Origin of the sequence: Paenibacillus aestuarii, from assembly GCF_027789125.1 — a bacterium.
Taxonomy (GTDB): domain Bacteria; phylum Bacillota; class Bacilli; order Paenibacillales; family NBRC-103111; genus Paenibacillus_E; species Paenibacillus_E aestuarii.
On record NZ_JAQFVF010000010.1, the window covers coordinates 1 to 14,491 of the forward strand.

The 14,491-nt window shown below is 54.3% G+C and carries 13 protein-coding genes and 1 rRNA gene; 3 read left to right on the plus strand and 11 right to left on the minus strand.

The window, feature by feature from the left end; genetic code table 11:
* Positions 1-68 (minus strand): 16S ribosomal RNA (locus O9139_RS02475); the annotation flags it as partial.
* A gap of 497 nt (positions 69-565) precedes the next feature.
* Here O9139_RS02475 and O9139_RS02480 point away from each other — a divergent pair.
* Both O9139_RS02480 and kamA read left to right on the plus strand, forming a co-directional pair.
* Complete coding sequence (locus O9139_RS02480) at positions 566-2,023, plus strand: sigma-54 interaction domain-containing protein (RefSeq protein WP_377526528.1); 1,458 nt, start codon at positions 566-568, stop codon at positions 2,021-2,023.
* Between the two features lie 110 nt (positions 2,024-2,133).
* Complete coding sequence (gene kamA, locus O9139_RS02485) at positions 2,134-3,531, plus strand: lysine 2,3-aminomutase (RefSeq protein WP_270877872.1); 1,398 nt, start codon at positions 2,134-2,136, stop codon at positions 3,529-3,531.
* A 56-nt stretch (positions 3,532-3,587) separates the two neighbouring features.
* Here the strand turns inward: kamA and O9139_RS02490 are convergent, their stop codons facing one another.
* The 8 genes from O9139_RS02490 to O9139_RS02525 form a co-directional block, all read right to left on the minus strand.
* Positions 3,588-4,241 (minus strand): FusB/FusC family EF-G-binding protein, encoded by a 654-nt coding sequence (locus O9139_RS02490; protein WP_270877873.1) that lies wholly within the window; start codon positions 4,239-4,241, stop codon positions 3,588-3,590.
* Between the two features lie 292 nt (positions 4,242-4,533).
* The gene (locus O9139_RS02495; protein ID WP_270877874.1) at positions 4,534-5,955 is read right to left on the minus strand and encodes an aldehyde dehydrogenase family protein; all 1,422 of its coding nucleotides are present in this window, start codon (positions 5,953-5,955) and stop codon (positions 4,534-4,536) included.
* Between the two features lie 79 nt (positions 5,956-6,034).
* Positions 6,035-7,402: a 4-aminobutyrate--2-oxoglutarate transaminase gene (gene gabT / locus O9139_RS02500; RefSeq protein ID WP_377526532.1), complete on the minus strand. Its 1,368-nt coding sequence runs from the start codon at positions 7,400-7,402 to the stop codon at positions 6,035-6,037.
* Positions 7,371-8,663, minus strand: a complete 1,293-nt coding sequence (locus tag O9139_RS02505) for a peptidase (RefSeq protein ID WP_270877876.1) — start codon at positions 8,661-8,663, stop codon at positions 7,371-7,373. Before O9139_RS02505 ends, gabT begins: the two co-directional genes overlap by 32 nt.
* A gap of 14 nt (positions 8,664-8,677) precedes the next feature.
* Positions 8,678-9,340, minus strand: coding sequence for a 3-oxoacid CoA-transferase subunit B (locus O9139_RS02510; RefSeq protein ID WP_270877877.1), 663 nt, complete (start codon positions 9,338-9,340; stop codon positions 8,678-8,680).
* Entirely contained in the window at positions 9,307-10,011 is a 705-nt protein-coding gene (locus tag O9139_RS02515) for a CoA transferase subunit A (protein WP_270877878.1), read from the minus strand. Before O9139_RS02515 ends, O9139_RS02510 begins: the two co-directional genes overlap by 34 nt.
* 11 nt (positions 10,012-10,022) lie before the next feature.
* A complete protein-coding gene (locus O9139_RS02520) occupies positions 10,023-11,372 on the minus strand; it encodes an aspartate aminotransferase family protein (RefSeq protein ID WP_270877879.1) in 1,350 nt (449 codons plus the stop codon).
* Between the two features lie 22 nt (positions 11,373-11,394).
* On the minus strand, positions 11,395-11,658 hold the full coding sequence (locus tag O9139_RS02525) for a YokU family protein (RefSeq protein WP_270877880.1): 264 nt from the start codon (positions 11,656-11,658) through the stop codon (positions 11,395-11,397).
* 254 nt (positions 11,659-11,912) lie between these two features.
* On the opposite strand from O9139_RS02525, the gene ablB reads away from it, so the two are divergent.
* Positions 11,913-12,779: a putative beta-lysine N-acetyltransferase gene (gene ablB, locus O9139_RS02530; RefSeq protein ID WP_270877881.1), complete on the plus strand. Its 867-nt coding sequence runs from the start codon at positions 11,913-11,915 to the stop codon at positions 12,777-12,779.
* On the opposite strand, the gene rpoN is transcribed toward ablB, so the two are convergent.
* Both rpoN and O9139_RS02540 read right to left on the minus strand, forming a co-directional pair.
* Positions 12,750-14,180, minus strand: coding sequence for an RNA polymerase factor sigma-54 (rpoN, locus tag O9139_RS02535; RefSeq protein WP_270877882.1), 1,431 nt, complete (start codon positions 14,178-14,180; stop codon positions 12,750-12,752). The genes ablB and rpoN overlap by 30 nt on opposite strands.
* A 111-nt stretch (positions 14,181-14,291) precedes the next feature.
* Entirely contained in the window at positions 14,292-14,465 is a 174-nt protein-coding gene (locus O9139_RS02540) for a DUF3934 family protein (RefSeq protein ID WP_270877883.1), read from the minus strand.
* Positions 14,466-14,491: the final 26 nt, after the last annotated feature.

The following is a 14,491-nucleotide window of genomic DNA, read 5'->3' on the forward strand; positions in this document are numbered from 1 at the left end:
CGCTCGACTTGCATGTATTAGGCACGCCGCCAGCGTTCGTCCTGAGCCAGGATCAAACTCTCCAAAAAGGATGAATCTGAATAGCTCATTTAAAGTTGACGAGATTGTTAATCTCTTTTAAAGTTTAGAGTCGATTGCTCGACTTGCTTCTCACTCGTTGTTCAGTTTTCAAAGAACAATTACTTTCTTTTTCCAACCCGCTCTCGCGGCCGGAGTTACAATGTACCACAGCTTCGACATCATTTGCAAGCACTTTTTCTCTTGATATTTTCTGTCGTTTTACAGCTGAGTTCACATCTTATCATATCGTGTTGTTCAATTGCAAGTCCTTATTTCTTAGCGACTTTTGCGTTGCTCTCGAACCAACGAGAGATAATGTACCATGATATGAATTGAAATACAAGCCTTTTTAAAATGTTCTGCAATTCCAACTGTTTTGATTGTTCCTACATTACTTTTCCCAAACTTAAAGTATGTTGGCGGTTGCCTATTGGTTCCTGTTCTTTTCTCAATTTTAAACTCATATCGTGTATGTGAATCGCATTTCAGAAAGGAGATGAACCCAGTGTCTGCTTCGCACGGTTATGGGCCTAAATTCTTCGAGAAAATGCTTAACATCATCGACGTAGGTGTTCATCTCATTGATAAACAGGGAACTACTATTTTATATAATGATAAAATGGCTGAAACGGACGGGTTTCATACGGAGCAGGTGATTGGGAAAAATTTTTTCGACCTCTTCCCTTCGCTCACTCACGAAACGAGCACATTCATGAAGGTTTTGCAGACGGGGATTGAAATCCGCGAGAAGATACAGACTTATGTCAACGTCGAAGGAAAGCGGATCACGACGATCAACAGTACATATCCGCTGCTTGAGAACGGTGAAATTATCGGCGCGCTGGAGGTTGCCAAAGATATCACGAGCATCGTTCATCTGCACGATCAAATCCTCGACCTCCGGCACCAAATCTATGAATCTCCGAAGAAAGATAAGAAATCTGCCGGATCGGCCGTATATCACTTCAGCGATTTAATTGGGAATAATGAAAATTTCCTGCAAACCGTATCGATGGCCAAAAAAGCTTCGCGCACAAGTTCGCCTGTGCTGATCAGCGGTTCGACAGGGACAGGCAAAGAGCTGTTCGCGCAAAGCATCCATAACGCCGGGGCCCGCAGGAGCCGCCCTTTTATCGCGCAGAACTGCGCCGCAGTTCCTAACGAACTCATGGAGGGTATCATGTTCGGGACTTCGAGAGGCGCTTTTACTGGGGCGATTGACCGGGCGGGCTTATTCGAACAGGCGAATGGCGGCACGCTTTTTCTGGATGAGCTGAACAGCCTGGATGTCGTGCTGCAGGCCAAACTGCTGCGCGTGCTGCAGGACGGCATGATTCGCCGCGTTGGCAGCACCAGTGAACAGCAGGTCGACGTCCGCATCATTACCGCGATGAATATGGATCCGAGGGACGCCGTGGACAAAGGGCTATTGCGGAGCGATCTATTTTTCCGGCTCAATGTCGTCAATTTGCATTTGCCTTCTCTGCTGCAAAGAAAAGAAGACATACCGCTGCTTACGCAGCATTTTATTGAGAAATTCAATGCCATGTTCGGCATGAAAATAACCGGCATCGCGCCAACAGCGATGAGCCGCCTGGAAGCCTATCATTGGCCGGGCAATATCCGCGAGCTCAGCCATGCGATTGAAGCCTCGTATAATATGATCGAGTTAGAGAGCGAAATTTTGGAGGAGCATCATCTCCCTGCCTTTGTCCTCGACCACACCGTGAAGCCCGCAATGACCAAAGGTTCTGTGCTGCGAGTTACCCCTTTGAGCGACGGAACTCCCCTGGCTGACTCCGGTAATTTAACGGCCCAAGTGAAACAAATCGAAGTGCAAACGATTACAGAGGCGTTGAAAAAGCATCAGTACAATATCACGCTAACGGCGCAAGCCCTTGGCATGAAGCGGCAGGCACTGCAATATAAATTGAACCGATATGGGATTGCTAGAAAACCATAAAGCGATATCTGCGATGAGCTCCTCGGGAGCTTTTTTTGTTGGGACGAAAAAGTTGGCACTGATCTTGCTTTCTACTTTATATGCAAAGCATCAATATTGGAGGTGCGCATATGATACAGCGTCACTATAAGCAGATTGAACTATGGAAAGATGTGACGGATGAGCAGTGGAACGATTGGCTTTGGCAGCTTACACATACGATCCGCACGTTGGATGATTTGAAAAAGGTCGTGAATTTGACGCCGGAAGAAGCCGAGGGGGTGCGCATTTCGACGCAAACGATCCCTTTGAACATCACGCCTTATTATGCGTCTTTGATGAATCCCGACGACCCGCGCTGCCCGATTCGCATGCAGTCCGTGCCTGTGTCGGCTGAATTGCTGAAAACCAAATATGATTTGGAGGATCCGCTCTTCGAGGATGAAGACTCACCGACCCCTGGCCTGACTCACCGCTATCCGGATCGTGTGCTGTTTCTCGTGACAAATCAGTGCTCGATGTACTGCCGGTACTGCACGAGGCGCCGTTTTTCCGGTCAGGTCGGCATGGGGGTGCCGAAAAAACAGCTGGATGACGCCATTGCCTATATCCGCAGAACACCGGAAGTTCGCGACGTGCTGCTGTCCGGCGGGGACGGGCTGCTGATTAACGACAACATTCTGGAGTACATTCTTAAAAATTTGCGGGCAATCCCGCACGTCGAAATCATTCGTATCGGCACTAGAGCGCCTGTCGTCTTCCCTCAGCGGATTACGGAGAACCTGTGTAACCTAATCAAGAAGTACCATCCGGTATGGCTCAACACGCACTTCAACCATCCGCTGGAAATGACAGAAGAGGCGCGCAAAGCTTGCGCGATGCTGGCCGATGCAGGGGTGCCGCTAGGCAACCAGTCGGTCATTTTGGCGGGGATCAATGACAGTACTACGATTATGAAGAAGCTCATGCATGAACTTGTAAAAATGCGTGTGCGCCCTTACTACATTTATCAGTGCGACTTGTCCGAAGGGATCGGTCATTTCCGCGCACCAATTTCCAAAGGATTGGAAATTATTGAGTCGCTGCGCGGACATACGTCTGGTTATGCAGTGCCAACCTTCGTCGTGGACGCCCCTGGCGGCGGCGGTAAGATTGCGCTGCAACCCAATTACTTGATCTCGCAGAGCCAGGATAAAGTGATTTTGCGCAATTACGAAGGGGTGATCGTCGGTTACCCCGAGCCCAAAAATTACGTGCCCGGCAAAGCGGACGAATACTTCAATGAAGTGTACGGTATCGAGAAACATCCGGAAAGCACGGGCATTATTGCGTTGATGAAAGATGAAAAATTTAATCTGGTGCCAGAAAATTTGCGGCGGATCGGCCGCCGCAAAATTTATCAAGAGACGCCGGATCATGCGTCGTTGAAGGATCGTCGGCAAAAACGGGATGAGATGAAAGATAAGCTGATCAAAGCTCAGCAAAAAGGGGCCGAAGCGGCGGAATCTGGGTCGAATGAGGAAGGATAAGACGAAACAAGCAAGAAGGGATAACAGAACAATTGTTCCATTATCCCTTCTTGGGTTTAGTTTAGAACCGAGTCCAGAAACTTTTCCAGTGCGGACGGGTCGGTCACGTTCTTGTTGCATTCATGACTATGCATGCACATGTAATTGCCTACCGCCTTGTAGTAATCAGGCGACGATTTGGCCGGTCTTTTTTTGGAAATGGCTGAAAATAAGACAAGCTCTTCATACCGATTGCATATGAAACAATAGCTCTTCTTATTCGTCGGAGTGAATCGGCCTTCGACACCAACGAACTGTCCATGCCGATGATACACGATGAACAACTTATTCGTAGCGATGTCCGTCCAACTCAAATAAGTCGTATAGCGATGATCGATGGCAGATAGATCAGGCGTTTTGAGCTTTTTATTTTTAGGGAAAAGCTTCTGTATCTGCTTCTCGGTGATAGGCGGGAATGCATCCAGATGCGGTTCTAACGCCTTCAAATATTTATGGAAATCGTCAGCAGTCTCCAAAGCAGTGAAACTTGTCAGCATTTGCTTGTGCGCCTCGGAAACATCCGGAAAAAGCTCGGTAACTTTGGCTTCCGCGCTGTCCCGCACGGACTGCAGTATCTTCAGTTCAGCATTCGTTCGGATGGCATGAAGAAGTTGATCGGTTTGCTTTTTAATATAATTATAGTGATAGTTTCTAATAAATGGTGCGCTCATGGCGATTCAGCCCCTTATTTAATAATTAAAGTCGAAAATAAGGTGCAAAGCCAAATACTAGAAACGACGTCTTCATTGCGGGCGATGACGATTAATACAAGTTACGCCCATGCAAAGTATCGCCTCTAAATTGGGCTTTGCATGAGACTGTGCCAATCTGGCAATCGCGAATTGCCACGGTATACCAACTCCCTTGCTTGCGATAGAAGTAGTATACACAAAACTCCCCATGTTCTCCATGGAGAGTTTTTGTTAAATGATAAATTCCGCTGGCTGAGCAGATAATCGCCGCTCACTTTTTAAAACAGACCAGCTTGAGCTCCGTCAGATCGTGAACGGCGTATTTGACGCCCTCCCGACCGGTTCCGCTTTCTTTGACACCGCCATAGGGCATGTGATCGACACGAAATGTCGGGATGTCATTGATCATGACGCCGCCGACCTCCAGCGTTTCCGCCGCGGTGAATGCCGTACGGATATCGTTCGTATAGATGCCTGCCTGCAGTCCATATCTGGAGTTATTGACCTGTTGCACGGCTTCTTCCACCGAGGATACCCGGTTAATCATCACAATCGGCGCAAAAGCCTCTTGGCAAGAGATGCGGCTGGCCGGATCGGCGTGGAGCAGCACGGTCGGGTGAATGATGCCGCCATCTCTTCGGTTGCCGGCGGCGACGACGGCGCCGAGCTTCTCCGCTTCGGCGATCCACGCCAAGGACCGGTCCGCATCCTTCGCGCCGATGACGGCGGAAACATCGGTACGGGGATCAAGCGGATCCCCCAGTACCAAGCGTTCCGTCTGTGCGACAAACTTACGCACAAACGCATCGAACAGCTGCTCATGCACATAGATGCGCTGTAGCGAAATGCAGACCTGGCCCGCAAAGGAGAAGGCGCCGGTCACGGTTCTGGCGATCAAGGCGTCATCCAGCTCGACGCCTTGATCGATAATAAGCGCGGAGTTGGAGCCCAACTCCAGCGTTACTTTTTTGAGGCCTGCCTTGTTGCGGATGGCGATGCCGACTTCGGGACTGCCAGTGAACGTCACCGCCTTAACCCGCGCATCGGTCACCAGGCAGTCCCCGATCACGCTGCCGCTCCCCGTGACCACATTGAGCGCACCGTGAGGCAGGCCCGCCTGTTCCAGCAATTCCGCCAGGAATAGTGCGGTTAACGGGGTTTGGCCTGCGGGCTTCAAGACGATCGTGTTGCCCGCAGCGAGCGCCGGCCCTACTTTATGGGCAACCAGGTTCATCGGAAAGTTGAACGGGGTAATGGCCGCAACGACGCCGAGCGGCTGGCGCATCGTGTAGGCGATGCGGTTCTCGCCGCCGGGCGCGGCGTCCATCGGAATCGTCTCGCCATGGATGCGCTTCGCCTCTTCGGCGGCAAACTTGTAGGTGGTGATCGTCCGCTCCACCTCAAGCTTTGCCGTTGTTAACGGCTTCGCCGCCTCTTGCGCGATCAGCCGCGCACAGGTATCCGCATTGTCACGGATCGAAGCAGCCAGCTTCTCCAAGATCGCTGCCCGCTCATGCGCCGGCATGCGCGCCATTACGGGCCGCGCCCGCTCCGCCGCCGCGATGGCCAGCTCTACTTCGGCTGCGCTGGCATAGGCGACCTCGGCAAGCAGTTCGCCATTGTACGGCGCATACAGCGGGCGGTACTCCCCGGCTTCCACCCAGTTTCCGTCGATATATAAATGCTTTTTCATGGTGCTCCTCCTAACGCTCACTTGCGTACTCCCCTAATGCCCCGCTGTTTGGCAGGACGAGGTAACGGTAACACCTTCATTATGCACGAACAGCGCCGCCCAAGCACGCGATCATCGCTTCTTCGAGCACGTCCAGCCCTTCAGCCAGCTGCTCGTCGGTAATGACCAGCGGACTCAGGATGCGAATGACATTGCCGTACAGCCCTGCGCTCATGACAATTACGCCGCGCTGATGCGCTTCTTGGAGGATGCGCGACGTGAGCTCTTTGTCCGGCGCTTTGCTCACCGGATCCTTCACAAGCTCAATGGCGCTCATGGCTCCCAGCGTGCGCACGTCGCCAATGCGCCCGTATTGCTGCTGCAAGCGGAGGAAACGCTCGCGCACCGCATCCCCGATCGCCACCGCCCGCTGCGCCAACGCCTCTTCCTCCAGCATGCGGATCACCTGCAAGGCGGCTACGCAGCCTAGCGGACTGCCCCCGTAGGTGCCGCCGATCTCGCCGATGCCAGGCGCATCCATGATCTCCGCGCGGCCGGTGACCGCACTGAGCGGCAGCCCGGCGGCGATCGATTTCGACATCGTCATCAGATCGGGGATGACGCCGAAGTGCTCCATGGCGAAGTTAGAGCCGGTTCGCCCGAAGCCGGTCTGTACTTCATCGGCGATGAACAAAATGCCGTATTGCTTGCACAATGCTGCGACCCCTTGAACAAATCGTACGGAAGGAATGACGAAGCCGCCCTCGCCCTGCACGGGCTCCATGATGATCGCCGCGACCTCTTCGCCGGGGACTTCGGACAGGAAGAAGTCCTCGAATTTGTGCAGCAATTGCGCATCCACTTCGTCCTGGGACATACCTGACGGCGCCCTGTAGTAGTAAGGATACGGCATTTTGTAGGTGTCGGGGGCAAAAGGCCCGAAGCCGTTCTTGTACGGCTTCACTTTGCTCGTTAAAGACATCGCCATATAGGTTCTTCCGTGAAAGCCCCGCTCAAAGGAGATGACCGCTTTGCGACCCGTATATTTGCGGGCGATTTTCACCGCATTCTCAACAGCTTCTGCGCCACTGTTCAAGAAGAACGTCTTCTTCGCGTGATCGCCCGGCGTCAGCTGATTCAGCTTTTCGGCCAGCGCGATGTAAGGTTCATACATCATGACGTGAAAGCTCGGGTGAAGGTACTGATCGAGCTGGGCTTTCAACGCTTCCACCACCTTCGGCGGACAATGCCCGACGTTCAAGGTGCCAATCGCCCCGGCAAAATCGATGAAAGTGTTGCCGTCGACGTCTGTCAGCAGCGCGCCCTCACCTTTGGCCGCAAAAGTTTGCACCGTGTGGAACGGTCCGCGCGGGACGCTGGCCATGCGCCTTTCGAGCAGCAATTGCGCTTGCGGTCCAGGTATGGCTGTCTTCATCTCAATGCATGTTTTCTTCGCCGCCATGCTCATCCCCCTCCAGCCCGCACCAGGCTATAAGTGTCAAGGCAATAATCTCTGCTGCCTCAAATATGTGATCCAGCACGATGTGCTCGTTCGGATAATGCGCGACTTCCGTGATACCCGGTCCGAACACGATGCAAGGCGTCTCGCCCAGCTGCGTCAGCAAGCCTCCGTCCGTCCCCCATGGCGAAGCCTCGATTACCGGTTCCTCGGCGCGGACCTCCCGGTACTGCTGGATCAGCACCTGCATGAGGTCATGCCCCGGGTCCACACTGCCCGGCACCCACCTAGCGCCGAACCATTCCAAAACCGGCGGATGCTGCACAAACCAAGGGTCTTTTTCAGCCAGCCGGGCCAGCCAGGCGGTCATTTCCGCTTTGGCCTCATCCAGCTTTTCCTCCGGCGCAACGCCCATTCTCCCTTCCAGCTTCACGGTGTCCGGCACGGACGAAGGCCAGTTCCCGCCCTGAATGACGCCGATGTTAATCGGCAGCGGAATTGGATTGTGCGCATACAGCGGATCGGTAATCCGCGTATTTCTTGCGTTTTCCAATTCCTGGATATGCCGCACTACGATCATGCTCTTTTCAATGGCACTAACGCCTTCATACCGTGTCCCGCCATGGGCTGAGCGCCCTTTGACCTCAAGTCGAAACCACATGGATCCCTGCTGCTTAGGAAAAATGCGCATATTCGTCGGCTCCGGGATCAAGGCCGCATCCGCTTGGTATCCTTTCAGAATCGCTGCCAGCGTCCCTGCTCCGCCGCTTTCCTCTTCGATGACACTCTGCAATATAACGTCGCCTTTCAATTGAACGCCGACACCTTGCAGCGCCTCAATGGCGAGCAGCAACGCGGAGGTGCCGCCTTTCATATCCGTCGCTCCGCGACCGTACAGTTTGCCGTCCACCACGCTGCCGCTAAAAGGGTCATCCTGCCACTGCTCCCGATTCCCCGCGGGAACGACATCCATATGCCCGTTCAGAATGATCGAGCGTCCGCCGCCGCTGCCTTTCCAGATGCCGACGACATTCGGACTGCCCGCAAACCAGCTTCTTGGCGAATAAAAAAAAGGGTGCGCTGCCAGCCGCTCGCCTTCAGGCTCCCACCAGTCGAGCTCAAGCCCAAGCTCGCTCATTTTGCCCGCAATCAGACGCTGTCCCTCCTCCTCATTGCCTTGTGTGCTGGGCACTTGAACCATACGCTGTAGGAAACGCACGCCTTCCTCACGGTGAGACTGCAGCCATTCGTGAATTTGTTTGCGTCGCATTGGACTCCCTCCTTCTACGGGATATACGCCACGTGCTCGTGTATGGCTAGTGATGCTTCCGTAGCGCGGACGACATCCTCGATGGTGTAAGGCAGCATCACTTCTTTTAAAAGAAGCCCTTGTTCCGTCACTTCCATCACTGCCATTTCAGTAATGATCAAGTCGACGCAGGCCCGTGCCGTGAGCGGCAGCACGCACTGTTTTTTCACTTTCGACTCTCCTTGCCGGTTCACGTGGTTCATCAGGACGATGACTTTTTTCGCTTTCTGTGCGAGCTCCATCGCTCCGCCGATGCCCGCCACACGCTTGCCCGGCACGATCCAGTTGGCCAAATCGCCGCCTTCGCTAACCTCCAGCGCTCCAAGGATGGTGACGTCAATGCAGCCCCTGCGGATCATGGCAAAAGCGATAGAGCTGTCGCAGTAGGATGCGCCCTCCACAATTGTGACCGGGAAACCGCCTGCGTTGCAGAGAAAAGCGTCCTCTTCCCCGGGAGCCGGCGCTCCGCCTGCGCCTAAGATCCCATTTTCCGCGTGAAAAATGATACCTATATCATCCGGCACATGATCCGCCACTTGCGTCGGGATGCCGATGCCCAAATTGACGACCATGCCTTCTCGCAACTCCTGCGCAGCCCGCTTCGCTATTCGGTCACGGCTTTCTTGGCCCATGCCCATGTCCAATTCACCCCTTTGCCCTGAATGACCATATCCACAAATACGCCTGGCGTGACGATGCATTCCGGATCAAGCCCGCCAATCGGGACGATTTCATCGGCCTCCGCAATGGTTACTTGGCCGGCCATGGCGACCAGCGGGTTCAGGTTGCGGCCGCTTTTATCGAACACGAGATTGCCCAAGGGATCCGCCTGCTTCGCATGAACGATAGCTACGTCGGCCCGCAGCGCCGGCTCGATCAAATACATGCAGCCGTCCACCGTTACCGTCGCTTTCCCCCGCTCCATGATCGTGCCGACGCCAACATCGACGAGAATGCCGCCGAGACCGACGCCACCGGCACGGATTTTCTCCGCGAGCGTACCTTGCGGGAAAAATTCCACCTCCATGGTGCCCTCCTCCATCCGCTGTCCAGCAAACGGATTCGAGCCGATGTGGGAGGCGATCACTTTCTTTGCCCGGCCTGCGGTGACCAACCGACCGATGCCAATATGCGGAAAGCCAGTGTCGTTGCCAATGAGCGTCAGCTCTTTGACCCCTTTCTGCAAAATGCCCTCGATGAGCGTAGGCGGTGTCCCAATGCCGCCAAAACCGCCGTACATCAAGGTACAGCCGTCCTCAATGACCTGCAGCGCCTCTTCCAGACTTCTGACTTTGCCTGTTCGCTCCATCCGCACTCCCCCTATTCGCGCTCGGCAGTAAGCTCTTGCGTCACTTCACGGATCGTTTCGTCCAATAAACCGACGAGCAGCTCCAACTCTTCGTCAGTAATCGTTAAGGGCGGCGCGATGATGATGGCATCCCCATCGCCATCCACGCCCCCCGCCGCCGGATATACAAGGAGACCTTTCTGGAACGCAAGGTCTATGATTTTATTCGTGACGCCAAGTTCCGGAGGGAACGGGTGTTTGCTCTGGCGATCGGCGACGAATTCTATGGCGGTGAGGAGCCCCTCGCCTCGGACATCGCCAATGATAACGTGGCGGTCGGCTAGTTGGCGCAGGCGTTCGAGCAGCAGCGCCCCTTGGTTCTGCGCCGCCTGCACGAGCCCGTGCTTGTCGATGTAGGCAAGCACCGCCAGCGATACGGCGGCCGACTGCGGGTTGGCGCTGTACGTATGGCCGGACATGACGCTGCGCGAGCCCTGTAAAATCGGCGCCATCACGTGGTCCTTGGCCATCGCCGCCGCCATCGGGGTATAGCCGGCGCTCATGCCTTTGCCGAGCGCGATCAGATCCGGCTCGACGCCGAAGTGCTGCATGCCGAACATCTCGCCCGTTCGGGCAATGCCGGTCATCACCTCGTCGGCGATGAATAATATCTCATGGCGCTCGCAGATCGCCTTGATCTTCTCATAGTAGCCGTCCGGCGGGACGACGGCGCCTCCGGCAGCGCCGATGATCGGCTCCGCGATGAAAGCGGCGATATGCTCGGCGCCGATTCGCTTCACTGCGGCGTCCAGATCATCCGCGCAAGCGAGCCCGCAGGCCGCTGGGGTCTGGCGCAGCGGGCAGCGGTAGCAGTACGGCGGCGCGACGACCGGGAAGTCCTCCAGCAGCGGGACGAACCGCCTTCTACGCAGCACGTGGCCGGACATGGACAGCGCGCCCAGCGTGATGCCGTGATAGCTCATGCGGCGGGAGATGATTCTGTGTTTGCTTGGGCGGCCTTGCTCCTGCCAGTGCTGGATGGCGATCTTCATCGCCGTCTCGGTCGCCTCCGAGCCGCTGTTGACGAAGAACGACCAGTAATCGCCGCCTGGGGTCAGATCGCTTAGCTTTTTGGCCAGCTGCTCGGCTGGTTCGCTTGTAAACTGGGAGCGGTAGACGAAGGATACTTTGCCCGCCTGCTCCTGCATCGCCTCCGCGATCTCTTGAACACCGTGCCCGATGCTTGCGGTGACGGCTCCGGATGATGCATCGAGATACTTTTTGCCCGCATCGTCATATAGAAACACACCCTTGCCATACGCGATGGCGGGATAATGCCTCCCTAATACCGGCTTGATTAAATGCTCTCTCTCCCGCTCCATTTCGCACCTCCACAGCTGAGCATTATTTGAAATAATTGTTTTTTATGCGCGGTGCCTTCATCAGTTGTTCGTGCGTAAATTCCGTCCCCAACCCTGACAAATCATGCCAATAAAGCGCCTCGTCAACTTGCTGGGCAACGCTTTCCATGACATAGATGCCGCAGCCCTCACAGGCAATGGCCGGGACTGATAAGATCCGTACAGCCGTCTTCCCGTCCGGCAAAATCCAATAGCAATCCTGGAGGGCGGGCTGGATGTTATCCGATTCACACCAAGTGCAGCTCATAGGCTATCTACACTCCTCGATTCAGTCTATATCCCATGACTATGCAAAAAGAATGCCAACTTTTCGTGACAGGCGTCCAGCGATCTGCGTCTATGAGAAGGTGGGCCTAACTGCCAAAAATTTGGCAGTGCCCATTTTTTGGCAGCAAAGAATGGCAGCGTCAGGCTGGTCGTGCAGTGTTGGTCACGGTTTGATGCTGGCATCTATTTTGCATGTAAATGGATAGGGATGGCTGTATTAAAGGGGGATGAAATATGCGTCATGAACAGAGCTACTATGTGAATCAGCAAGAGCAGAACGCTGCGTTTAAGATAAGCTACTGCCTTGATTATTTTAATAAACGATTGCGGATTGATGACTACGAAGGCTCCATCACGGCGATTTGCCGGCGTGCTGCCGAGGTGGCGCGCGCGAACGCTTTGACCAAGGTGTTTATTAAGTCCCGTGAGACGGATTGGCAAACCTTTTTAGCTAAAGGATATATGTTGGAAGGAGTTTACAAATGGTATTTTCGCGGCGATGATGCGTACTGCATGGCTTACTACTTGGACTTAGCGCGCCGGACTAGTGATTATTGGATGGAAGAGGATCGAATTCTGGAGCAGGTGCTTGCACTTCCGGCGAAAACGGAGATGAGCGCACTCCCTGCGAATTGCACCATGCGCATCGCTGTGCCTGGGGATGCCGGGCAGCTTGCTGCGTTGTACGGGCAAACTTTTCAGACTTATCCCACCCCTATGAACGATCCCGATTATGTGGACAGCGTGATGCAGGAAGGGACGATTTTTTATTTGATTGAGAGCGGTGGTGGGTTAGTTAGCGCTGCTTCTGCGGAAATCAACGCCGCGTACGGCAACGCCGAAATGACGGATTGCGCGACGCTGCCATCTCACCGCAATCAAGGATTGATGCGCATTCTGATGCAAGCGCTGGAGGAAGAGCTGGTGGTCAGCCGGGGCGTGACATGCACTTACTCCTTATCCCGGGCGCTTTCTTTTGGGATGAATGCGGTTTTTGGCCAGATGGGTTACCGTTATTGCGGTCGGCTCACCAAAAATTGCGATATCTACGATAAGTTTGAAGATATGAATTTATGGGTGAAACTGCTTGCGCCTCACTGAGGAAGGGATCCCCAGTTCCTCCCTGTATTTCATGACTGTTCGACGGGAAATCTGAATGCCTGCCCCTTGCAGCAGATCGGTCAGCTTCTGATCGGAGTAAGGTTTGCTGCCGTTCTCGCCGGCGACCCACTCCTTGATTCGTGCTTTTACACGCTCGGCCGAGGTCGAGTCCCCTGCTTGCGTCTGCAAGCCGTACGGGAAGAAATGTTTCAGCTCGTAGATGCCCCACGGCGTCTGCGCGTACTTCCCTGCTGTAGCCCGGCTGACCGTCGATTCATGGATCGCCAGCTTCTCGGCGACCTGTCTTAAGGTGAGCGGCTTGAGATGCGCAGCGCCCTTGGCGAAAAAATCAGCCTGCTCCTCCAGGATCGCCTGCGCCACGCGGAGAATGGTGGAGCGTCGCTGCTCCACGCATTTGACGAAAAACTTGGCGGCGTTCAGCCTGCTGAGGAGAAATTTTTGCACCTCTTGCTGTTCGGCTTCTGTGGCATATGCGGTTGCTTTGCTTTCTGTGGTATCTGCAAATTCTGTGGTATCTGCAGTAGCTGCAGTTGCTTCGGTGGCTGCGCTGCCCGCTGCCATCCGCTCGTAATAGCGGCTAAGGGTGAGGCGGGGCATGGCTGTGTCATGCGGCACTACGCTGAACTGGCCGTTGATGGGTTGAATAATGACGTCCGGCACGATATACCGGACTTCTTCGCGATGGAAAGCAGCGCCGGGACGGGGATTCAGGGATTGAATCCTGGCGATGGCTGCTTGGATGTGTTGGACAGGCGTCTGCAGCAGCGACGAAAGCTTATTGATCCGATAATCGGCTACATCCTGCAGATGATTGCGGATTAAAGCCATGATGAGATCATGGCTTTGCGGTGGCATCGGCAGCTGCCGGATTTGCAGCAGCAAGCATTCCTGCAGGCTTCTGGCGCCAACGCCAGCCGGATCGAAGCCATGCAGGACCGATAGTGCCTGCTGGTTATCCTCAGCGCTGATGTGTAAGCGCTCGCTAATCTCCCTATCGGTGAGGGTGAGATAACCGTTATCATCGAGATTGCCGATCATATATCGGATCGCTTGGCGAATGGTTTTGGGCAGCTGGCGCGTCAGGTTGAGCTGATGCGATAAATGGTTCTCCAGCGAGGCAGCCTGATCAGCGATATTCATCAACGCTTGATCGTGTCGGTCACTACTGCCGATTCGCTCTTGCCCCCGACGGTATATAGAGTCCGCTGGCGAGGCTTCATCGATCGCATATTCAAGCACAGGATTTGCTTCGAGCTCTTGCTGAACAACCTCCAGCAGCTCTGGGGTTGAAAGCTGGAGCAGGCGGATCGCTTGCCGCAGTTGCGGCGTCAGCAGCATCCGGGCTGCTTGTTGTTGATACATGCCGTAGCCTGTGCGCATGGGGTCCCCCCTTTGCCGCGTTTTGTATATGTTTATTCGGGAAAAGTTAATTGAACAACAGTAAAAAAATATCGCTAATGTGAAATCACATTAGCGATAAGATACAAACGCTTATTTATCCTTTTTATCTTCTTTCGGAGATGCAGCGTTTTCCTGATTCTTTGTCCCTTTGCTCTTATAGGGTTTGGGCGCACTCTTTAGCCTGTTGGCGCTAGCTTGCCAGCGATTCCAGCCCTTTTTGTCTGTGCCTCTTCCCGTTCCGCCCTTACCTTTTGCTTTACTCAAAAGATCACTCCATCTTTAATTGCTTT

Excerpts from the sequence above, each read along its gene's own strand:
- gabT (WP_377526532.1), bottom strand. The coding sequence starts at position 7,402 with ATGAGCATGGCGGCGAAGAAAACATGCATTGAGATGAAGACAGCCATA.
- O9139_RS02495 (WP_270877874.1), bottom strand. The coding sequence starts at position 5,955 with ATGAAAAAGCATTTATATATCGACGGAAACTGGGTGGAAGCCGGGGAG.
- kamA (WP_270877872.1), top strand. The coding sequence starts at position 2,134 with ATGATACAGCGTCACTATAAGCAGATTGAACTATGGAAAGATGTGACG.
- ablB (WP_270877881.1), top strand. The coding sequence starts at position 11,913 with ATGCGTCATGAACAGAGCTACTATGTGAATCAGCAAGAGCAGAACGCT.
- O9139_RS02505 (WP_270877876.1), bottom strand. The coding sequence starts at position 8,663 with ATGCGACGCAAACAAATTCACGAATGGCTGCAGTCTCACCGTGAGGAA.
- O9139_RS02490 (WP_270877873.1), bottom strand. The coding sequence starts at position 4,241 with ATGAGCGCACCATTTATTAGAAACTATCACTATAATTATATTAAAAAG.
- rpoN (WP_270877882.1), bottom strand. The coding sequence starts at position 14,180 with ATGCGCACAGGCTACGGCATGTATCAACAACAAGCAGCCCGGATGCTG.
- O9139_RS02520 (WP_270877879.1), bottom strand. The coding sequence starts at position 11,372 with ATGGAGCGGGAGAGAGAGCATTTAATCAAGCCGGTATTAGGGAGGCAT.
- O9139_RS02525 (WP_270877880.1), bottom strand. The coding sequence starts at position 11,658 with ATGAGCTGCACTTGGTGTGAATCGGATAACATCCAGCCCGCCCTCCAG.
- O9139_RS02510 (WP_270877877.1), bottom strand. The coding sequence starts at position 9,340 with ATGGGCATGGGCCAAGAAAGCCGTGACCGAATAGCGAAGCGGGCTGCG.
- O9139_RS02515 (WP_270877878.1), bottom strand. The coding sequence starts at position 10,011 with ATGGAGCGAACAGGCAAAGTCAGAAGTCTGGAAGAGGCGCTGCAGGTC.